The 22,367-nt window shown below is 44.7% G+C and carries 18 protein-coding genes; 11 read left to right on the top strand and 7 right to left on the bottom strand.

All coding sequences use genetic code 11. The annotated features are described in order from the left end of the window. Positions 1 to 3: 3 nt before the first annotated feature. The 4 genes from rpmB to IE164_RS00460 form a co-directional block, all read right to left on the bottom strand. A complete protein-coding gene (gene rpmB, locus IE164_RS00475) occupies positions 4 to 243 on the bottom strand; it encodes a 50S ribosomal protein L28 (protein WP_189628223.1) in 240 nt (79 codons plus the stop codon). Positions 244 to 405: 162 nt separating this feature from the next. Then, the gene (locus IE164_RS00470; RefSeq protein ID WP_189628222.1) at positions 406 to 1,923 is read right to left on the bottom strand and encodes a PH domain-containing protein; all 1,518 of its coding nucleotides are present in this window, start codon (positions 1,921 to 1,923) and stop codon (positions 406 to 408) included. Continuing rightward, on the bottom strand, positions 1,904 to 2,443 hold the full coding sequence (locus IE164_RS00465; RefSeq protein ID WP_189628221.1) for a PH domain-containing protein: 540 nt from the start codon (positions 2,441 to 2,443) through the stop codon (positions 1,904 to 1,906). The genes IE164_RS00470 and IE164_RS00465 overlap by 20 nt, the downstream gene beginning before the upstream one ends. Beyond that, entirely contained in the window at positions 2,440 to 2,601 is a 162-nt protein-coding gene (locus tag IE164_RS00460; protein ID WP_189628220.1) for a C1orf53 family protein, read from the bottom strand. Before IE164_RS00460 ends, IE164_RS00465 begins: the two co-directional genes overlap by 4 nt. An 83-nt stretch (positions 2,602 to 2,684) precedes the next feature. On the opposite strand from IE164_RS00460, the gene rocD reads away from it, so the two are divergent. The 10 genes from rocD (at position 2,685) to IE164_RS00410 (ending at position 14,251) form a co-directional block, all read left to right on the top strand. Next, on the top strand, positions 2,685 to 3,965 hold the full coding sequence (rocD, locus tag IE164_RS00455) for an ornithine--oxo-acid transaminase (RefSeq protein WP_189628219.1): 1,281 nt from the start codon (positions 2,685 to 2,687) through the stop codon (positions 3,963 to 3,965). Between the two features lie 161 nt (positions 3,966 to 4,126). Beyond that, positions 4,127 to 4,294, top strand: a complete 168-nt coding sequence (locus IE164_RS00450; RefSeq protein WP_189628218.1) for a hypothetical protein — start codon at positions 4,127 to 4,129, stop codon at positions 4,292 to 4,294. 182 nt (positions 4,295 to 4,476) lie between these two features. Beyond that, positions 4,477 to 6,720, top strand: a complete 2,244-nt coding sequence (locus tag IE164_RS00445; protein ID WP_189628217.1) for an ATP-binding protein — start codon at positions 4,477 to 4,479, stop codon at positions 6,718 to 6,720. Between the two features lie 40 nt (positions 6,721 to 6,760). Next, the gene (locus IE164_RS00440; RefSeq protein WP_189628216.1) at positions 6,761 to 7,426 is read left to right on the top strand and encodes a response regulator; all 666 of its coding nucleotides are present in this window, start codon (positions 6,761 to 6,763) and stop codon (positions 7,424 to 7,426) included. A 313-nt stretch (positions 7,427 to 7,739) separates the two neighbouring features. Continuing rightward, positions 7,740 to 8,306, top strand: coding sequence for a hypothetical protein (locus tag IE164_RS00435; protein ID WP_189628215.1), 567 nt, complete (start codon positions 7,740 to 7,742; stop codon positions 8,304 to 8,306). A gap of 214 nt (positions 8,307 to 8,520) precedes the next feature. Then, positions 8,521 to 9,099, top strand: coding sequence for a hypothetical protein (locus tag IE164_RS00430; protein ID WP_189628214.1), 579 nt, complete (start codon positions 8,521 to 8,523; stop codon positions 9,097 to 9,099). Positions 9,100 to 9,102: 3 nt separating this feature from the next. Continuing rightward, positions 9,103 to 12,078, top strand: coding sequence for a hypothetical protein (locus tag IE164_RS00425; RefSeq protein ID WP_189628213.1), 2,976 nt, complete (start codon positions 9,103 to 9,105; stop codon positions 12,076 to 12,078). Positions 12,079 to 12,204: 126 nt separating this feature from the next. Beyond that, a complete protein-coding gene (locus IE164_RS00420; protein WP_189628212.1) occupies positions 12,205 to 12,663 on the top strand; it encodes a hypothetical protein in 459 nt (152 codons plus the stop codon). A gap of 20 nt (positions 12,664 to 12,683) precedes the next feature. Next, positions 12,684 to 13,727: a hypothetical protein gene (locus IE164_RS00415; RefSeq protein WP_189628211.1), complete on the top strand. Its 1,044-nt coding sequence runs from the start codon at positions 12,684 to 12,686 to the stop codon at positions 13,725 to 13,727. A 131-nt stretch (positions 13,728 to 13,858) separates the two neighbouring features. After that, the gene (locus IE164_RS00410) at positions 13,859 to 14,251 is read left to right on the top strand and encodes a hypothetical protein (protein WP_189628210.1); all 393 of its coding nucleotides are present in this window, start codon (positions 13,859 to 13,861) and stop codon (positions 14,249 to 14,251) included. An 11-nt stretch (positions 14,252 to 14,262) separates the two neighbouring features. On the opposite strand, the gene IE164_RS00405 is transcribed toward IE164_RS00410, so the two are convergent. Both IE164_RS00405 and IE164_RS00400 read right to left on the bottom strand, forming a co-directional pair. Beyond that, a complete protein-coding gene (locus IE164_RS00405; RefSeq protein WP_189628209.1) occupies positions 14,263 to 16,980 on the bottom strand; it encodes a TonB-dependent receptor in 2,718 nt (905 codons plus the stop codon). An 89-nt stretch (positions 16,981 to 17,069) separates the two neighbouring features. Further along, entirely contained in the window at positions 17,070 to 19,985 is a 2,916-nt protein-coding gene (locus IE164_RS00400) for an outer membrane beta-barrel protein (RefSeq protein ID WP_189628208.1), read from the bottom strand. A 242-nt stretch (positions 19,986 to 20,227) separates the two neighbouring features. Here IE164_RS00400 and hemB point away from each other — a divergent pair, with 242 nt between their 5' ends. Continuing rightward, on the top strand, positions 20,228 to 21,196 hold the full coding sequence (gene hemB, locus IE164_RS00395) for a porphobilinogen synthase (RefSeq protein WP_189628207.1): 969 nt from the start codon (positions 20,228 to 20,230) through the stop codon (positions 21,194 to 21,196). A gap of 3 nt (positions 21,197 to 21,199) precedes the next feature. On the opposite strand, the gene IE164_RS00390 is transcribed toward hemB, so the two are convergent. Then, on the bottom strand, positions 21,200 to 22,303 hold the full coding sequence (locus tag IE164_RS00390) for a fatty acid desaturase family protein (protein ID WP_189628206.1): 1,104 nt from the start codon (positions 22,301 to 22,303) through the stop codon (positions 21,200 to 21,202). Positions 22,304 to 22,367: the final 64 nt, after the last annotated feature.

Below are 22,367 nucleotides of genomic sequence, written 5' to 3'. Positions count from 1 at the left end.
CTATTATACTAAAATGTTGCCGTTTTGTCTTGCTTTTTTTAGAACAGCGGAAATACCATTTTTATTGATGGTTCTGATTGCCGAAGTAGATACTTTCAAAGTAATCCATTTGTCTTCTTCCGGAATATAGAACCTCTTCTTTTGAAGGTTAGGATAGAATTTCCTTTTGGTTTTATTGTTAGCGTGAGAAACGTTGTTTCCTACCTGAACTCTCTTTCCTGTGATGTCACAAACTCTTGCCATAACTTAGTGAATTATCCGCTTTTTCTAAACGGACTGCAAATATCTGAATTATTCCTAAAACTGCCAACAATCTTTAAAAAATCTCCCGGTCTAAATAAACTCTAAGGTATTGAAGCCTTCCAGAGGCTGTACAGTGCATTTTTGGCCCCAAGTACAAGTGGCTTACATCCACTTTTCTGTACTGCTCTCTACCTTATAGAGCACATAATTCTCCAATGCCTCCGCTTTTTCCATGGCTATAAACGGAATACTAATGTCTCCGGCTGCAGTACTTAGCTCTACGGTGGCCAAATTCTTTCTTCGCTGATACCAGCTTTGTTTAATAATTACCGCCTGTACTTTGTAAAGCTGAATGATCTCGTGGGTGTTGCCAAATGTACCTTTGTTATTTCTCAACATTTCAGCTGTGAGTTCAAAAGAGCGTTTACGATAGTAGAGTTCTATGGCCAGCAGGGAGGTAGGAATCCAAAGCAGCAACCAAAGCGCATTGGGGTTCCAGAAGTAATAGGCTGGCAGTATAACGACCAGTGCCGGCAATAGACTAACCGTAAGCCATAACCTATACCTGAGCAGGTGACTCACCCGGTGTTTTTCGTGTTCGCTGCTTATATCGAAAGGAAAAACCATTTGAACCACATGTTTTACTTGCTGGTGGTAGCAACCCGGAATTTTAATTTTAGCCTTTAACTGGTCGGCCTGAGCACTACTGGCTTGCTCAATCTCCAGAGTGAACATTTTAAATGCTTTGCGCAATGGGTTGTCGGACCAGCTAATGGTTTGCACCTTAGAACGATTAATGCTTATTTCTTCCCTGTTGAAAAGGCCTCTTACTAGTTTCAGACCTCGCTTACGGGTAGAAAGCTTTAGCTCAAAGTTCTTGAGCACGGTATTGATGAGTGAATAAAGGAAGGCAATTATGGCCACAATAATAACCGACCCCAAAAAGACAATCCAGCTATTGGTGACCACGTATTCTTCAAAACCCGAAAGCTGTTCCCTCACCAGGTCCTCCACATCATCGGTCAATTCGTTGAGGGTAGAAAAAACAAAGGCAAAGAGTATGGCCATCGACTTCAAATGGTTCTGGCTCACACCAACTTTAAAAAGGTCTGTTATCGAAAGGCTCAGAATAGTTTCTTCTACTTCCTCTTCTCTTTCGGCAGTAGTTACCTGGGCACTCTCCTGGCTTGTTTTGTCTACCAGTTGCTCTCGCTCTTCCAGTATATACTTGCGCAAAGCTTCGGCATCTTCTTTTCGAAGCGCATCTATGGTCAGTTCAGATTTTTTGGCTCCGGCCGTATCAATCTCAAGGCTCACTACGCCAAACATCTGATGCAACAGGTTTTGCTGTAAGTTGATGGTTTGAATGCGCTCAAAGGGAATGTTGGTCTTGGTTTTTTTAAGCACCCCTTTGTCGATAATAAAGGCTCCTCCTTCGATATGAAAATAGAACCTGAAATAGGTAAGTACAGAACCAAGAAGGTTGAGTGCGGCAATGCCCAATGCTACGTAGCCAATTACCTCCTCAAAGGAGTTGCCGGCCTTTCGGCCAATAAAAAGGCTGAGCACCAATGGCCAGAAAGATCGCAAGGTAAAGCGAATAAACTTGATAAGAATAATACCAATGGCTACCCTCGATTGCCTGGTGGGCGAAGCATATTTACTGCTGATCGACTCCATCTAGTGCGGTTTTACCCATTATATATTCTTTTATTTTCTGAGCATTTTCTTCTTTGAGCCCGGGAATTACCAAATCGCTGCTATCGCCCCCGGCTGTAAATACCTTTAGGCTATGCAGGTGGAAAATTCGTTCAATGGGTCCCTGCTTTATTTCGGCATGTTGAATGCGGTTGAAGGGAACAGAGGTGCGCTTGCGCCATAGCAGACCCTTGCAATAAATGATGTCTTTTTCTCGCAGGCTATAGCGTTTTCTGGCAAAGGCCTTGATGGAGTACAGACTGCTACCGATCCAGAGTAAGAGCAGCGGACCCAGAGCCAGGCCAAATTCGGTAAGGCCATTGTCTATTTCATCGCTGAAATAGACGATGCACCCCGCACCAACCATAAGTACCAAAAAAGTAACCCCCGTAACAATGAGCGTCACCGACAGGTACTTTTGCTCAATGCCAAAAAAAGTTGAATGTTTTACCTCCGGTAATTCAGAGATATTGACGGATAGGTTCTGAAAAGTGTCTGTCATTTTTTAAAGCCATAGGGGCAATGTCGGCATCCGTTTTGGCAGCAATAGCCGCGCTTTTTCAGGTAGTGCTCAGTAAATACCAACAACCCATTTTTGTCAATGTAGTAATCTTCCGTTTTACTGGCAAAAGTACGTTGTTCCTTTCTCTGCTTTGTCATGTTTTAAGGCTGCAATGATTTTGATACCTTTGGTTCAGGAAATTTGTTTGGAGGAAAACAGAAACAAAGTTAAAGTAAACAATATGGAATTGGTACAATCTAGCAAAGAAGCAATCGCATTAGAAAATAAGCACGGAGCTCATAACTACCACCCGCTACCGGTGGTGTTGTCTAAGGGCGATGGCGTTTTCATGTGGGATGTAGAGGGAAAGAAATACTACGATTTTCTGTCGGCCTATAGTGCGGTAAATCAGGGGCATTGCCATCCCCGAATTGTTGGAGCTCTCAAAGAGCAGGCCGAACAGCTTACCCTTACGTCCAGAGCTTTTTACAATGATGTACTGGGACCATACGAACGCTTTGTGACCGAGTATTTTGGCTTCGATAAGGTGTTGCCAATGAACACCGGAGCCGAAGCTGTAGAAACAGCCATAAAAATTGCCCGAAAGTGGGGGTACGAGAAGAAGGGAGTAGAAGAAAACGAGAGTAAAATCATAGTCTTCGACCAAAACTTTCATGGCCGTACCACTACCATTATCTCATTTAGTAGCGATCAGGACGCCAGAAGAAACTTTGGACCTTTTACTGAAGGGTTCATTAAAATACCTTACAACGATACGGCTGCTTTGGAAGAAGCTCTGAAAATAGACAATGTGGTTGGGGTGCTCATAGAGCCAATTCAGGGAGAAGCCGGAGTAAATGTGCCGGCCACTGACTTTATGAAAGAGGTAGCCAGACTGTGCAAAGAGAGTAATGTGCTCTTTATGGCCGATGAGATTCAGACCGGTATAGGTAGAACAGGCTCTCTGCTGGCCGTTTGTGGTGAGTGTGACTGTGCAGGGCATTGCGAGCGCAAATCAAGCTATGCTCGTCCGGATATGCTCATATTAGGAAAGGCTATTTCCGGAGGCGTCTACCCAGTGTCGGCAGTGCTGGCCGATGACCACATTATGGAAGTTATAACGCCCGGAACCCACGGCTCTACTTTTGGCGGAAACCCCGTTGCCGGAGCAGTAGCCATGGCCGCATTAGAGGTAATTCGAGATGAAAAACTTACCCAAAATGCCAGAAAGCTTGGCGAGATTTTCAGAGAGCGGATGAATCAATTCATCGAAACCACAGAGTTGGTTACTTTGGTAAGAGGCAGAGGCTTACTCAATGCCATTGTGATCAACGACAAGCCATCCAGCTCTACCGCCTGGGATATTTGTGTTAAGCTCAAAGACAATGGTTTGTTGGCCAAGCCAACTCATGGAAACATCATTCGTTTTGCCCCTCCTTTGGTAATGACAGAAGAACAGCTACATGAGTGCTGCGATATCATAGAGAAGACCATTCGTGAGTTCGAAAAGCAAGGTCGGTAGTTGACCAAAACCCAGCTATCGTGTCACTTATCAAATTTTTTCCAGCTTTTATGGAAAAAGATGAGTTTTTAGGTAGGGTTGTAACTAACTTGTGCGTTATCACACAGTAAGAGTTAATTTTTATGCTGTCTTCAACCAAAAGTCGCAGAATTTTTCACATCGTGAGTGTTACACTTGCGCTAATAGCCTTCGGTTATGGCCTGTTCTTAAAATATTCGAACAAGCCGGAAACGTTGGAAAGCAAAGGACACTCTTCCGAGCTGGTAAAACATACAGACGATTCAACACCCCTCAAGGATAGAACCCTTCGGGTTGCCGAACCGGACTAGTTGTGTATAGATTTGAATGAAGCAGGAGTTAGGACCATCAGTCTTAATTCCTGCTTTTTTTATGCCCGTGGAGAACCGTCCTCTGCCGGCATCGGTCCCAATGGTTGTTGAGAAGCCGCAATTTTATTTGAGCATCTTTTGTGTCTTTTTGCTATTTTCAAAACAACTTCAAACCAATCCTTTTGAAAAAAAGAACCTTTCCGCTCACTTTTGCATACCTGTTGTTAGCTATTTTTTTGTTTCAGGATCTTCAGGCACAAACCTCCTTTACCGATAGTCTGGAACGAGCACTGAAAAGTGCCAAAGGAGAGGATCGGGTGGCAATACTTTTGCAGCTATCGAAATCTGCGGCCGATAAGTCTGAAGCCTTGCAATGGGCCCGGCAAGCCGTTGAGCTTTCACAGTCCGATAAAAACAAGGCCTTATCCCTGAATCAGGTAGCCTGGGGTTTAAAAAACAGGTTCGAGTTCGATTCGGCCACCAGCTATGCGCGGCAAGCTCTGACCCATGCCGAAGGGTTGGACGATGCACTGGTCACTTCTGATATCTACAATACTTTTGGTAGTATTTTCAATAATCGCAATCAGTTCGACAGCGCCATTTACTACAATGAATTGGCCCTGGCCAAGCGGGTAGAGGCCAATGACTTGCCCTCTCAAGCTGTTTCAATGAACAACCTCTCCATAATATATCAGCGAACAGCCGACTATGCCAGGGCGGCACAACTCATTGATAGGAGTATTAAAATTTATGAAGAACTGGGTATGGAGCGCTCCATGGCCGACTCTTACCTCAACAAAGGCAACTTGTTGACCAATAAAGGCGACCTTGATTCGGCCTATCTCAGTTTTCAGAGTTCTCTCAAGGCCTATGAAAAACTCGGGCTCAATGTGATGATGACCTACGCGCTCATTAACATGGCAACGGTGGCGGTTGAGCTGGACAATTGGGATGATGCAGAAGCGGGCTATCGGCAAAGCCTCAATATTTTACTGAAGACCGATCCTAACCCTCAGCTATTGGCCTTTGCCTACAATGGCGTTGGGGTCGTACACGAAAAAGTCTATACCGATGCCGACTCTGCCCTGCACTATTATTCGCTGGGAGCTGACAACGCCAGGCAGGCTCAGAGCAATTACCTGCTGTCCATTAGCCACAATAACTTAGGGTCGATCTATGCCGATAAAGGAGACTACCACAAAGCCATTGAATACCTGGAGAGCGCCAGGGAGCTGAAGACCGCCATGGGGGAGCGGTCGGGCCTATCGGCTGTTTATGTGGGACTGGGAGAAGCCTACCAGAGCATGGGAAACAGAGCTAAGGCTGAAGAAAACCTGCTGTCAGGCCTAAAGTTGGCCGAAGAAATTAACGAGTTGGGCGACAGGGAACGAGCCTATGGAGCACTCTATGAGTTTTATAAATCTGGCAACCAATACAAAGCCGCCCTCAACTACCTGGAAAAAATGAATATAGCCAAAGACTCGCTGCTCAACCGGGAGCATTTGGCCACCGTGGCAGACCTAAACATTGGCTACGAAACCGAAAAGAAAGAACAACAAATAGCCCTGCAAAACGCCCGACTTATGCAGCAAGATGTAGAATTGCAGCGCAATCAGATTGTTATCGTTAGTTTGATAATAATGGCCGTTCTGCTGGTTGTTATTGTACTGCTCGTTCGCAACCGATCGCAGAAAGAAAAAGCTCTGTTGGAGCAAGAGACCAAGCTAAAGTTAAGAGAGGCAGAGATTAACGCAGTAATTGCGTCTCAGGAGAAGGAAAGAAACCGCTTTGCCCGTGATTTACACGATGGTTTCGGTCAGCTCATTTCGGTCCTCAAGCTAAACCTGTCTCAGCTAAATGAAACCTCTGCCAAAGAGGCAGAAAAGCGTTACGAAGTCTTTAAAAATGGCGAGTCTGTAATTAACGAAATGTATGCCGAGTTACGCAATATATGCTTCGACCTTATGCCCCAAACCCTGGTAAAGAGAGGCTTAATGCCGGCATTAAAGGAGTTTGGCTCCAGGCTCAATCAGACCGATCAGGTAAATTGCGAGGTGCTTGTGTTTGCCAATAACGAACGGCTCAATGAATTGGTAGAAATATCGCTGTTTAGAATTACCCAGGAATGGGTAAACAATATTCTGAAATATGCTCAGGCCGACCACATTACTATTCAGCTCATTCACCAAGATGGTGAGGTGACGCTTACTGTAGAAGACAATGGCAATGGTTTCGACCCTCAGATATTCTACCGGGGAAGTGGTAATGGCTGGAAAAACATTCAAACCAGGCTTAATCAAATTAAGGGTGAATTCGATATAGATTCTCGTCCGGGAGTTCGGGGTACTATGATGACGGTTGTTGTTGAAACCCGTAAAAAGCATTCGGACATACCCACCAGCACGGAGAAGCAATTGACCTCTTAATCGGATATTTTTGATAGATTAGGGTAAATACCTTGCAGGCATGAAATGGCTAACCGGTTTTACAGGCAAGGTAGAATTAACAAATAAAATGAAAATAGTCCTTGTCGATGATCATTCCATTTTACTGGATGGGCTTAAGAAGCTGATTCAGGAAGATGATATGCTCACCGTGGTCGATGCTGTTGATAACCTGCCCGATGCCATCCGGTCTATAGACAAGCACAAACCCGAACTGGTAATTACTGACTACAATTTGGGGGAAGACGATGGCCTTTCTCTCGTTCAGAAAGTAAAGCGTATTCTGCCGGAAACCCGTTTCATTGTGCTCAGTATGCACGATGAGTCGCATCTGGTTAAAGAGATTTTGAAAGAGGGCATAAACGGCTATGTGCTCAAAAAAGATACAAAGGCAGAGTTGCTAGAAGCCATATACTCCGTAAGGGCCGGTAAAATGTATCTTTCCAGCGACATCAATGCCATGTTGGTGAAGAGCCTTTATGAACCCGATGAAGGCAAACTCCTTACCTCCAGAGAGCGCGAAATTCTTCAACTTATAGCCAAAGAATATTCTAATAAAAACATTGCCGAAGAACTGTTTATTAGCGAACGAACGGTTGAAACGCACAGAAAGAATATTTTCCGAAAAACCAAAACCAACTCCATTGTGGGGCTCATTAAGTTTGCCTACGCTAACAATCTGATTTAGCCTTTTGGATTTCATTAATAGCCAAAGTTTCGGCTTGCACTCCAACACAAAGAGGGTTCTTATACCTGCTCAAACAAAGAGCCACCTTACTAAGGTGGCCCCAAAAATCAACTAAGGAACTGACACTACTCAGTTAACCAGTAAAGACAATTGCTTGTCTTGCCTCAAAGCTGTTGAATATTTCTATGGCAAAACATCCGTGCCGGTGGGTATTCTTTCAGTCAATCAGTGCTGGCACTGAAGCACATTTACCCATGGGTTGGGATGTTTTAAGGCTGCTTAACAGGCCAATTTAGATTCAAAAAAAGCAGCTATGAAAACAAAAAACGTATTACTAATGCTGTTGGCTTTGCTACTTTTTGCAGGCATTGCCAGTTGCGATAATGACGAGGGCACAACTCCCGAAGAAGATGTGGAAGAAGACCTGACAGGTGAGCCTGAAAGTTGGGTATTGGTAGATACCGACTCTTTTTTTGTGGCTTCTGCCACTGCACTTCCCGGTGGGTCGGGACCCTTCCGGTACCAAATAAACTTTGCCACAAGAGCACAGTTGAGCCAAAGCAATAACGATGGCGGTACGGCCAGTACATTTGCTATTCAGCTGGCTTTTGAAGCCCGACCTACGGCAACGGGTACATTTACCTTTACCAATGAGCGGTTTACTATTAATACGGGAGAGCTGAACCTTTATCAAACCTTTTTTGTGAACACAGGCCACTCTAGAGAAGACAAAAATTACCTTTCTGTGGGCGGGACAACTGTAGATGTATCTATTGCCGATGGAGTACTTACCTCCGACTTGAACGCCCTAACCATGATCAACGAGGCAGACGACACCGATTCATTCACCCTAAAGTGGAGCCTGCACCTTAACTGGTAGGCATTACTTTACTGCTTTGAATCTACTTTGCCGGGCCTATTGGTCTGGTTCGCAAAAGCGAAGGCCAATACCGCTCGGCTCTTTTGTAATCTTTTGTGCATCAGTTTTTTACGTTGGGTGAGTACGTGCTGGCACGGAGGCCTAATTACTGGGCTTAGGGGATTCCCTCCAAGGCTTATTCCACTGAACTTTCAGCTATCAAAAATCAACTGAAATGAAAAGTTTTCCATTAGTTATTGGTCTCTGTTTACTGCTATCAACATCAAAGTTGAAAGGCCAGAGCCAAACCATTGAGAGCGATGTGCGGACCTATTTTAACCTGCTGAGCAGTCAGAAAATAGAAGAGGCCCTGGACATGGTTCATCCGCAACTATTGGCCATGCTGGGCAAAGAGACCTTTGTAGCTCAGTACAGGCAAATGTTTAACACCCCGGGCATGAGCATGAGTATGGACGAGTTCAAAATAAACAGCATTAGCCCGGTATTTAACCACAGCGAACATGAGTATGCCTTGGTGAGCTACGCCTTCGCCATGACCTTTAAAGTTGATCTTTCGAACGACAAAGAAGGCCAGTTAAAGAGCCTGCTATTGAGCAACTACCAAAAGCAATTTGGTAAGGAGAATGTGAAGTTTCAACAACCCGATAGCTATCGGATTGCCATAAAACGCGAAATGTTTGCGGTAAACGCCAAAGACTATTCCACCTGGAAAGTGCTCGATTTTGAAGAAGGTATGAAGGTGATCATCAGCACATTTATTCCTGAAGCAGTATTTACTCACTTTAAGAAATAAGCCATGAAAGCATTCATTACATCCTGTTTGTGGTTGCTGGCCACTTTGGGCATTGCACAAGATCTGCAAGTGCCCACACTCGAAAGCAAAGGGATAAACGGAAAGGTAAAGGCCATTGAGTGGCATACCTATCAGTTTGTCAACGACAAAGGCCTTACCTATGTGAAAAAAGATGTGGAGAGTTATGATGAATCCGGGCGATTGACCACTATCTCAAGTCATCTCATAGCCAATAATCAAACCTATAAGTATGTATATACGGTAGATAAAAAGGGTTTGCTTACAGAAATAAAGGTGGTGAACCCAGCCAACAACCTGGCCCTGCAAACCACTTCTTATGAATACAAGAAAAGTTTAGTCACCAAAACCACGCAGGTCCAAGGCCCCAATACGGTGGAGAGGAATTATACCTACAACAAAGACAATCACCTGATTGCCGTGGAAGTAATACAAAATGGAACGCAGCAACTTACAGAGTACTATGAGGTAGACCAGGAAGGTAGAAGAACCAAGCTGAGCAGAAAGCTGCCCAATCAGGCAGAGGTTGAGGTAATTTCTACATATACCTACGAAACCGACAATGATCGGCTTATTACCAGAGAAAAAAGAAATACGGATCAGGGTGTCTTTGAAATCACTAAGTATACCGATAAATCGCTCAACAGAGATGTTCGTGAAGAAACCAAGAAAGTGAGTACCGCACAGCAGGGATTCAAGCGTCAGCTCTTTGAAGATGACTCCTTGGGCAACTGGATAAAGGGCGAGGTAATAGACGATCAGTTTGGCCGGTCTGCTTTAATTCTTCGGAAAATCATATATGCCGATGGCTCCGAAACGGGCAGAACCCAAATGGAGAGTCCGTTGGACGACCGAGGACAGTTCATGAGAAAGTATTCGCAAATGCAGTTGGTTGTGAATGGCAGGGTGGTAAGCCAGGGGTATGTTCATGACATTCCCAATTCTAAAGACAGGTTAACCTATGTTGCTTCAGAGAAGGCCTGGTACCTGCTCAAAGATTATGATGCCACATCCAATATGACCTCATGGGGGGAAGCTCAAATAATTACCAATACACCCAAGGCCATTCTCTATTCAGAAGGCTTCAGTGGAGCAATAGAGTTGTATCAGGAAGGTAAAAAGCTTACCAGCGGAACTTCCACCTTTACAGATTACACCAAATATGAGGTTGGCTCTAGCGCTATAGCCTATCTACGGGCTGATATTAACAAGAGCCTGGTGGTTCAACATGCGAATAAACTGGGCGGAAAAGTAGGAGTCGCAGAGCTATTGGACAACCATTACTATTGGGGAAAAGCCACAGACTCCACGTATGTGCTAACGGGTTATGGGCGGTCTATCTCGGTGGAAAGGCAGTTGGAAGATTCCAATGGCCACAAGTTGGTGTTCGATCAGGTGGGGTCGGGCTTTTACTGGTACTATTTGCCCGATTTCCGCAAAAACTTCGATAATGGACAAAAAGGAGATGTTTTTCCTGCTGTTTACCTGAGCAAACCCATTGAGGAAATTAAGGAGAACAACCTTTTGAGTATAGACTTTTCAAATTTTCTGTTCGATAAGCTGGCCAATGGTAACTATCGCATAAAAACCTGGAAGGGCGATGTGGTGACCAATATTTCCAGTAAGCCTGTGAAGACTCCTGATAATGAGCTGATTGTGTACTATCCTTTAACTCAACAGTATCTTAGAATGGACGGGTACTATGCACTTGAAAATGGCAAGGAACACCTCAACAGAAAAATAACTCCGCTGCTAGAGGGTAGCCCCTATGGCTACTACTTACACAACGAGGGCAAAAGCATAGTTTTCTACAAGCCCGGAGTGCGGTTTACGAGCTATCAGTTCAACTCCCACAAACTTGATAACAACAAGCGCAAGTATGGTGCTCTGTTGTACGACTCCCTAACCAATGCCAGCTACTCCATGAACTACGATTTGGAACAGCCGGAGGTCATGGGCCCCATGAGCAGACTCCCCTATACCCAAGGCAATGTATACTTACTAAAGCTAGAGGCTAGCCGATGGGTGATTTTTGAAAAAGGAGCCAAGGTATCGGACTATGATTTCAGCGTTTTGACAGAAGACGACAAAGAAGTTGTTCATTTTTATAAAGATGAAAAGAACAAAGTGCAAGCCTATCGTTTTCCGGATTTCGATACCGCAGAGCCGGGGCAGTTTATATATGCCTATAATTTGGGAGCCGATGAGGTGAGAAAGCAGCTTACCGAACTGAGCATTGACCCGGACTTGACACCCAAATCGGATGAGGCTGAACTGGGGAATCTACGGTTTTCCAAGAGTGATGGACAGTTCTATATGACCAACGCCAACGGAATTTACATCCAGAGCAGATTAGGTTGGTTCGACTCATTTGGCACAGCTCATCTGATAACCTACGACACGGTCGATCATTTTCTATACCGCCTGGAAGACTATCAGTTATCTGAAACTATAGAGAAAGGAAAAGTGGAAGTGTTGATTTCCAATGAGCAAAATGGGGTAATACGGTGGGGGAAGAATAAAGCTCTGCTGGCCATTGCCGGACAACTACAAACCGATGTCAACAGAGAGTACATTACGGTAAATGGTCAAGATCCTGTTTGGAAAGAACTTATATACGACCAATCTAGCGGAGAGACTTACAAATTCGAGTATAAAAACGACTCCGCCTTTAAGATTTTGCCCATAGAAAAACTCCCAAAGAATGCCGATGCTGCTTATCTGATAAAGGTAAGCGACAACTCCTTCGATCTGGTAGTAAAAGGAGATCGCATAAAAGATGACGGAGCGCGGTCTTATAACCACAATGGCGATATTCTTCGCTTTTTCACTCCACCGGGAGGCAAACTGAGTGCCTATCGTTTCAAAGGTTTTAGCAATGCCGGGTATTTAGATGTCATTGCTGCAGAGATAATCCCTTCGGCAGAGGTGAACGTGCTCCTCCAACAGGTGGGTAACTAGTCTATAGCCGCCATGCCGGCACTACGTACTGGTACGGAGGTAAATTCACCCTTTAGACGGGATGTGTTCGAGCCCCGGGTTTATGGAGCTTTGGTTTTGCATAATCAACTTTTTAATCCTTAAACAATGAAAAAAGCTACAACAATGATGGTATTGCTCGGGCTGTTTATGATAACAGCCTGTGGCGAAGACACAGAGCCTACCGCCAACGATTGTTCCGGAGAGGTTTGCCAGGCAAGCGCAGGACAAGACGAGACGGCTACTTCCGTTCCTGCTGCAATTCATGGCACATTCGAAATGGAATTTACCTACGCAGAACCCAACTCTCCCATTGCGCAGGGCACTGAAGCCACCTTTACAATTTCGGCCAACACACTGGTGGTATCTATAGAAGGAAGAGACTGTTTTTCTGTAGAGAATCCAGTGGCGCGTTTCGGAGCCACTTCAGGAAACTACACTTTTAAAGCAGCCTGCATAGAAGACATCGCCTTCAATGTGTCACAAAACAGTGATGGTAGCCTTAATGAAATCAATCTGGAACTAGCCAGTGGCCCGGGCTTCTATGGTCAGTTTACCCAAAAATAACTCATTCAAAATCAAGCGTTATGAGCAAGTATTTAACCTTAATCGTTTTGTTGCTGTCTTTGAGCATGCCAGTGCATGCGCAGCAAATAGGAGAGATAGAACTCAAGGAATCTGGCTTCGGACAGAAAAAGCTGTCAAAGGCTCCTAAGAAAATTTTCATTTCCGAATTCAATATCAACTATCAGTTGGCCTATAGTCAAACATCCATTGCCAGAGGAGGGCGAGAGCTTGGTGGTGGGTATCGGGGAGATGCCACGGCCTCGTTGAGTGTTGCCATTCCGGACATCGACCTCAATGAACTTCAGAAGATTACGGATCGGGCTTATGAGGACTTTGTTAGTACCCTAAAGGCAAAAGGCTTTGAAATTGTTGAGCCCGATGTGGCCGCTCAGACAGAGCTCCTGTCCGATTGGGAAAGACTTCCGGGAGGTCAGATCAGTGAGGCTCAGTTTCCGGGCTATATAGCCACAATGCCTTCCGGCAGAGACTTCTTTGTGAGACGAATAACCAAGAAGGGTAGAACCAAAAATGGTGTTTTCGAATACGCAACCAAACTATCTAAACAACTCGATGGAGCCATAATAGTGAAAATGAATCTGGCCATTCCTTTTGTTGAAGAAGCCGAAGGGGGTGTGAGTAAAAGTTTAAGAAAAACCATTGGGGGCCTTGCCAAGGTGGTGGTAAAACCCAACTTTAGGTTGGCTAACTATGAGTCTGTTCAGGTGAGCCAAACAAATACGCTTACAATACAAACCAACAGCAGCTACATTTACATGGAAAGTTTAAAAGATCAGGCACAAGTTCAGCATGCTTTGAAAAAAGATGTTGAAATAGGAGGAGTCTTTGAAGACAAAAAGTATAAGGCCACGCAAAAAGCAGATCAGGACTTATGGGGCTCTGGCAATGGTTTCTACACTGTGTTTAGCTATGACGACAGAGAACTCGAAAAAACGCAAGCCATTCCATGCGATCCGCAGAAATACCTCAGTGGAGTAGGGCAGGTAATTTCCGGCTATGTGAAAAACTCACTGAATGGCTTTTTGGAAGCTTATGAAAGTAAATAAATAAAACCTCAATCAAATTTTACCGAGAGGCCGTATCCCAGGTCGGTCAATGTTGGGCTTTGTGTAAGCTTTAAGCAATAACTGATTCTGGAAGGCCTCTCTTTTTTACCGTTTCTAAACTATAATTACCTATGAAAAAAGTATTTACCGCAATGGCCATTATGGCCCTGATGCTACTGGTTTGGTACATCAGTCAACCCGGTTATGGCAGCAAACTGTCTTTCGAGGGAACCGATGTGTACTATACCGAAGAGGTTACGGAAGAGGAGGCCCAAAGATTGGGAGAGTACTTGGTGCAAACCGGGTTTGCCGATGGTCGCGAAAAATCTGTGCAGCTAGCAAAAAGAGATTCTGTATACCTTTTTAGAATGGTGGTAATGGAGGGAGTAACCAAAGACAGCACTAACGACCTAACCTTTGAGGCCATGGCCGTAACCCTTTCGTACAATGCTTTCAACAAAGCACCGGTACAGTTAGAGGCTTGCGACAACCGATTCAATACCCTGAGAGTATATGGTCGGTAACCAACAGGGGCTTAGCCAAATTTGCTGAATCGGTAACTTAGGCTAAACCGAAATACCTGCCGCAAGAGTTCGGTGCTGGAATTCTGAATGTACTCAGACGATACGTTTCTGTTCTGATCAGACAACTGGCGCAATATATCATTGGCTGTAACCCCAACAGAAAGCTTCTTTTTGAAGAGTTGCCGCTTGACCGAAGCATTCCATATGAATCGGCTAAAGCTGCCCAATTCATTCACCCCGCTATTATATGTGTAGGCTACATTGGTAGATAATACATACCCCTTTTTTGAGTTCCAGTGTGCTCGGAATTGCCCTGACCAGGAAAAGTAGCTGGAGTTGTCTTGCTCTGGGTTAGAGTTGCGTACTCTCGAGTATCTTGGAAGTGCCGTCATCTGAAGGGTTATCTCTTTAGAGAAATTACTCGTGAAATTCATTGAAACATTGTATGAAGTGGTACGCACCGATTGCAGGCTCTCGTTAATGAATTGTGGGCTATAGGAGTGGGATAACCCCAGTCCATAGCCCATTCTCATTTTGCCTTTCAATACCTTGTGGTTTTTACTATAGTCGGCTGAGAGTGACTTCGCTCCTGAAATATTTACCGGCCGGGTATACCGGGCTCCAATCGGCAGATCCAAACCTTCCGGAGCATTGGAGCCATCTCCTACAATGGTGTAATTTGTTATGGCATTCTCCCACAATGAGGAGGCAAAACGCATAGACGAATAAGCGCCTGTTTCGGAATTCACATTGTGCAGATTAACCGAAAAATGATTCGAAAAACCGGCCTTTAAATCGGGATTACCTTGTCTTAGAAAGAGAGGGTTCGAATTGTCCAATACATCCTGTAGCTGCGTGGCCCTGGGAGCTTTCATGGATCGGCTCAAATTTACTCTGATTTGTTTGCCCTCTTTTGGGTATGAGATTATAGAGAGGCGAGGTATAAGCCCGCTGAACCTTTTATCTGTTTGTACCTCGCGTGGGTAGGTCTGATCGTTGTTAATGAGAATGGTTTCATACGACAGGTTAGGAGATATGCGCAGTTTCTTAGTGTTTACACTATACCCGCTGTTGAATTCCTGTACTGTCTGAACGAGCGAAAAATCACTAGATCGGAGTGGGTCTAGCTCATCATAACCTCCCGAGGAGGGCGTATAGTCTAGCAATAACCTCTCGGTTTGACTGAGGCTGTGCGTGTATTGGTAGCCGAAGCGTAGACTGGATTTTTCTCCGGTTTTCTCGGTGACTGTAACCGATATGCCAGAATTGCGACTTCTATCTGTTGGGCTGCTCACCTGGTCGAACCGTTGTTCGGTAATAGTGCCATCAGTAAATGTGTTTACAGACCGAACAGAGTCTTGCCCCTCACTGGTGTTTTCGCTGAAGTTCAAGGCAATTGAAAGTGTTCTGCCTTCTTTGCTGAACTTATGTCGCCAGGAGGCCTGGTTTCTCCAGGCCGTACTAATGCTGTTGCTGTAGTTGCGGTTTTCGGTAGTGTTTAAAACTTTACCTTCCTGAAAAGTGATGCCTTCTAAATCACTATTCGTAAATGCTTGGCTCTGTGAAACATATTGCGAAAAAGAAAAATGATTGTTGTCGTTGGGCTTATATCTCAACTTAATATTGCCCGAATAACGGCTTCGGCTGTTTTCTCTCTCCGACTGTTGCTCATAGGTTCGTCCCTTGTCTACAGCCTGCAGGTATTTACGGCTGATGGACGAAGAAGAGACCGTTTCACTATTACTCCAACTAAAGCTGGAATTAATATCGAGTTTATTCTTTATGGAGGTTGAATATGAGGCACCGGCCGACTTATCTGTACTAATGCCACTGGAACCTTCGCTAATGGAGACAGGTATGGACTCGGAGCCCATTTCTGACATTGCCATAACAGCCCCCGGACTCCCTCCTCCTAAATTATTGTATCGGGCATTTATCCCAAACCGTGTATCTCCTTTAAAAATACCGGCATTGCCCCCTGTACTTGCCCTGCCGGGGGGACTATAGGTCGAAGAGAGAGAGCCAAAGTAGCCTTTCTTTTTTTCCGGCTTGCTCACCACGTTCAGAACCGGAGTCCTTTTGCCATCGTCATGACCCGTAAACTGGGCTTCTTCAGACTTTTCATCGATCACCTGAATTTTCTTAACCAGGTCTGCCGGAAGATCTTTCATCGCCACGTTTATTTGTGTGGAAAAGAAGGGCTTGCCATCTACCAACACTTTTTCTATTCGCTTTCCATTGATTATGAGCGCACCATCTTTGATCTCCGCTCCCGGTAGCTTCTTTAGTAGCTCTTCCAGTTCGGCTCCTTCAGGCACGGGGTAACTTCTGGCGTTAAATTCAAGCGTGTCTTCTTTCACTACCACCGGTTCAGCTTCTGCTTCAATGGTTACATCAGCAAGTCCCATGGGCTTTTCGCTAAGCCAGATGGCTCCCATGTCAAGCTGGTCATTTAATTCTATACTTTTTTCATAGGGAGTAAATCCTATAAAAGAGACTTGCAACAGGTAATCTCCCTTAGTCAGTTGGTCTAGTTTAAATCGTCCCAGCGAGTCCGTAACGGTTGCTTTTAAAACAGAGTCTTTCGGGGTTTTGAGTACCACATTGGCAAAAGGCAGAGACTCCCGCGATGCAGAGTCATAGACCGTGCCTTTAAGGGAATAGGTTTGCTGAGCCTGGCACCAAAAAGTGACTAGAAAGAAGAAAAAAATAGAAATGGTCAGTCTCATGTATGGTGTGTTGACCATGAAACTAACCATTCCGCAATGAAACCTAAAGCATTAGTTGTTAAATATTCAAAAAACGTGATGAAATTGGATTAACCTCCATTGCCACCCCTTCCAAAACGCTCCCTCATTTGCTGAAAACGTTCCATACGATCGTCTGGAATAGCATTGCCCGTTCCAAAGCTTCTAATATTGTAAATGAAAGACACCATAAAGTACTGTGTTAGAATTTGGGTTTGGTTGTCTTCAATATAGGATCCGGTAACGTTGCGTCTGATGTTCTGATTTTGCTTGAGTAAGTCGAACACCGCTAGTTTTACTTCGGCCTTTTGCTGAAGCATCTTTTTACCTACCTCCATATTCCAGAGTACAAAATTTTGGTTGAACCCATCGGAAAGACCCGAGTTGGCTGTATGACTCAGAGTTGTTCGGTAAACTAAGCCGTCACCAAAAATCCAGTTGAGCCTAAGTCTGGTCGATTGGTTGAAGTAATTTACGTTGGCCTGGCTCTGGAGTGAGTTTTCTACCCAGCTAAAGCTGCTGTTGCTGGAAATCGTAAAATCTACTTTTTCGCTGATATTGCTGCTTAAAACCAATCCTAGTCCGGCTGTAGGTGTTTTGGCATAGTTCAATTGGTTATTGATCAGCTCAGGAGACTGCGAATAGGCCAGTGTGCCCGTAAAGTTGAGGTTAGATTTTATAAAGCCAAGCGGAACTCCGTAAGAAAGAAAACTCCTGAGGTTCCAGTAACCGTCCAGATTAACAGGCTTAGAGTAGCGCGCTCCAGGCTCCAGGCGTATGCCGTCTACAGTGGCACCATCGCCTCCGGCAACATAGGAACTGGTGCTTATTTGGTTGTTGGAAAAACTACCACTCAGCAAAGTAAAGAAGGTTCGGTTCGAACTCATATCAACTTTGTTGTACCGAATAGTGGCCGAGTGTTGATAGCTTTGATCTAATTGAGGGTTTCCGGCCGAAATGTTGAGTGGATCAGTGTTGTTAATAACACTTTGCAATTGACTCACACTGGGCGCATCGGTGCTGGCCCGGTAGTTAATATTGAGGCTGCGCCCGTTTTCGAACCTATATCGATATACCACAGAAGGTATGAAGTTGCCAAACTTCCGGTCCACGTTGTCTTGAATAGGAAAGGTTTGGTCGTTGTCCAGTAAGGCCCATTGATAGGTGCCCCTAAGTGTGAGGTTTGCCTTTTGACCCCTTACGTTATACCCCACCGTGCTTTGATGCGTAATGTAGTCGTTTTCGAACGTGTTGCTCAAAGGCATATTAAGGTTGCTGTATTGGCCTGTGGCTTCTTCATAGTCAAAGCTTTCTCTTTTGGAGTCGTTGAATTGATAGCCGTAGCGGTAAGAAACCAAGAGTTGGGTTTTGTCAGTTAGTGGTTCTGTATATGTGGCATTGGCGGTCATGTTAAAGCCTTTAGTATCCTGATCTCCAAACTGGTTGAGCTCAACCGTATTAGGATTGCGGCCATAGAATATGTTTTCTGAAATCAGGTAACTGTCTCCTGTGCTTTCATTAAGTCCGGTATTTAAGTTGATGGAGAAAGTACGTCCTCTTTTTTCGAATGAATGCCTGTAGAGGAGGTTGTTGTTAAAGCTTAGTGCCTCTAATATAGAAGTGTTTTCTGTGTAAGCTGTATTGAGCAGATTGGTTCCCATATAAGTGGCTCCATCGACTATGCCCGACCCGGAGTTATCCTGCAGGGTAATTCTTGGTCTGATGATGAGAGAGTTTTTGGGGTTAATGGTATACTCCAGTTCGCCACTAAAACGATGGTTTATGTTGCGGCTGGGTGAGTAACTATTTTCTGTGTATACCTGCCCTTCATTTTGAGGTAAGGTAAATTGCCTGAATACCGATTCGTCTGACTGGTTGTCTGATTGATTGAAGAAGTAGCTTCCACTAAACTTCAATGGGCCTTTGTCCTGATAGGAATAGTTTATTCCCAAGGCTTTGGTTTCAGAAATTCCTCCTTGCTGGCCTACCAGAAAATTGGAAGCGCCTCCGCCTCCTCCAAAACCACCGGCATCGCCTCCAAAGCCACCACTAAAGCCGCCACCGGCTCCTCCTCGGCCACCACCACCACGAGCGCCCATGGCGCCTCTTCGGCCACCACCGGCAGTAATTCCCAGCAAGTCGCTGGTAGAAAAGTTCTGAATGTTAATGTTATTAACGTGTCCGAGAATTGTGGTGCGCGACTTTTCACGAAACAGGTTTATGCTTCCTCCTGCGTTGTATGTATTGTTGGTGCCCGCTCCTGCATAAACGTTTCCAAATTCACCATTTCGCATACTGGCTCGTGTAATAATGTTAAGGGTTTTTGAGGTTTCACCATCCATGAAACCGGTGAATTGGGCCTGATCGCTGGCCTGATCATATACCTGAATGCGTTCAATGATTTCGGCCGGAAGATTGCGTAGGGCGGCATTAGGATCGTCACCGAAAAACTCACGACCGTCTACCAACACTCTGCGAACAGTTTCACCTTGGGCCTGAACCTGGCCATTCTGAATAACTACTCCGGGGAGTTTTTCCAGTAGTGTTTCGGCAGTGGCATCGGGGTTTACTTTAAAGGCTGCGGCATTAAACTCAGTGGTATCTCCATTTTGCCTTACCCGCTCGGCCAGTGCTTCTACGGTTACATCGTTTAGCGACTTTGTGTCAAGAGCAAGAATTACCTGCCCCACATCTGCAGATGCGTCTTTTATGTCGAGCTTCTTTCGGAAAGATTTGAAACCCACAAAGCTTATGGAAAGCTCATACTGACCATTGGTTACTCCCGTTATTCGAAACTCACCCAATTCTGTTGTAGAAAAGGCCCGCTTGGTAGAATCAGCCATTTTGGTGAGAACCACAGTGGCCGATGGCAGCGGTAAGTTTTCGGCACTGTCTAAAACAGTACCTTTTACAACCCAGTATTGTGCGGTGGCAGAAAAGCCGCTGAGCAGCAGTCCAACCCAAAAAGTGATGACCTTTGTTTTCATAGTGCCGGTTAGACCTACAAAGGTCTCAGAAGGTTTAACGGCTCCCATATGCCTGACCCTCAGATAAGTTTACTTTTTAACCGGCTTGTTTTACAGGCGAGCATAGACTCAGGCTTTTATGGTGCATCTACACCAATGGTGTTTGTTAGAATGTTGAGGGGTTTGAGCTTAAGCTCCTTAGACTACCGGCCGGAATAGAGGAATAGAAAAAAGGGTGTGTTATCTTTGCCAAAATTTCTACCATGAACATTCGTCCGAGAAGAAACAGAAAATCTGAAGCTATAAGGTCTTTAATTCAGGAAACCCGGGTAACCACCAGCGATTTTATTTTTCCGTTGTTTTTGCTGGAAGGGGTAAATGATAGTATAGCGGTAGACTCTATGCCTGGTATTTACCGACTTGGTCTGGAGAAAATGCTAAAAGAAATAGAGACTTGCCTTTCCTTGGGAATTAAGGCCTTCGATATTTTTCCTGTGGTCCCGGAGCATTATAAAGACAGCGCAGCCACTCGCTGCTATGATGATGGTTTCTTCTACCAGCAGGCTTTAAGACGAATAAAAAAAGAGTTTCCGGAAGCATGCATTATGACAGACGTAGCGCTTGATCCGTATAGCTCGGACGGACATGATGGCTTAGTGAAAGACGGTAGAATTCTGAACGATGAAACCCTGGAGGTACTGGGAAAACAAGCACTCTCTCAGGCGGCCTGTGGAATTGATATTATAGGCCCTTCAGATATGATGGACGGAAGGGTAGGCTATATACGCGAAGTTCTGGACTCAAACGGCTTTACGGAGGTGTCCATTATGTCTTATACGGCCAAATACGCCAGTGCATTTTATGGTCCCTTCCGCGATGCGCTCGATTCTGCACCGAAAAGTGGCGATAAGAAAACGTACCAGATGAATCCTGCCAATCAGCAAGAGGCACTCATTGAGGCAGACCTTGATGTAGAAGAGGGGGCAGACTTTCTGATGGTAAAACCTGCTTTGGCTTATCTGGATGTTATTAAACTGCTGAAAGATAGCTACCCTCAGCCTATAGCTGCCTATAACGTAAGTGGTGAGTATTCTATGCTAAAGGCAGCTTCTTCTAAAGGCTGGTTGGATTATGACCGGGTAATGCAGGAAACCCTAATGAGCATTAAGAGGGCCGGGGCCGATGTTATTTTAACTTATCATGCCAAGGAATTTGCCCTGCTCAATCGCTAGGGCTTAGGCTGCATACTGATCGTTTCTACCTAATTGCTTGAGCATGCGCGCATGCTCGTAAACGGCATCAAAGAAAGTTTTCTGGCAATGGTAAGGTAGCCCGTATTCTTGTGCTTTTGCTCTCACAATTTCAGAAATCTTCTTGTAGTGCACATGACAAATGTTCGGAAACAAGTGGTGTTCTATCTGGTAATTGAGGCCACCTACAAACCATGAGAAAATTTTACTTCCCGGAGCAAAGTTAGTGGTGGTAAACAGCTGATGAACAGCCCAGTTGTTTTCTACACTTCCTGAGTTGTCCGGCACAGGAAACTCTGAGGTAGGCATTACGTGAGCCGGCTGGAATATGAGTCCCAACATAAGGCCAGTAATAAAGTGCATAATGAAGAAACCTATGAGTATTACATACCAAGGTGCAGGAATAAGCCATAGAGGCAATGCCAAAGCATAGGCATAATAGAGTACTTTGGAAACAATGGCTTCGGTGAGTACACCACTAAACGAACGTTTGTGGGCTTTCATGAGGCCCATTTTTTTGTAGCGTACCAGTTGCTTAAAATCTTTGGTGGTTAGCCACAAGAAAGTCATCATGCCATAGAGAAACCAGCCATAAATATGCTGATGCCTGTGGGCTTTAAGCCGGGGGGCATGAGGGGACAGGCGCATTAGTTTTCCAGGGTCAATGTCTTCATCCATTCCTTCAATATTGGTGAAGGTATGGTGGAGTACATTGTGCTGAATTTTCCAAATGTAAGAGTTGGCGCCAATCATGTTCATGACGTAACTCAGATATTTATTTACGGTTTGATTTCTGGAATAGGCTCCATGGTTGGCATCGTGCATTACAGAAAGACCAATACCGCTTTTTCCAAAACCCATAAGGGCCCACATACCTAAAATAACCCATACATTGGTAATTACTCCACAAAGCATCAGTATGTATGGGGCAAAATATAGGGTAAACATAAACACGGTCTTGAGCACCATTTTCCAATTTCCATAAGTGGAAATATTGTTTGCTTCAAAATATGCTTTGACCTGAGATTTTAAATCGCTGATGAATTCAGCTTGGTTGGTTCTTGAGAACCTAATTGTTTTGTATTGCATTCAATAAATAATATTAGTAGCAAGATAACTTTTTAGTCAAATATGACGAAATAGCCATCTTGTA

The organism is Roseivirga thermotolerans (genome assembly GCF_014653175.1).
Taxonomy (GTDB): domain Bacteria; phylum Bacteroidota; class Bacteroidia; order Cytophagales; family Cyclobacteriaceae; genus Roseivirga; species Roseivirga thermotolerans.
This window is presented reverse-complemented; position numbering and strand designations above follow the sequence as displayed.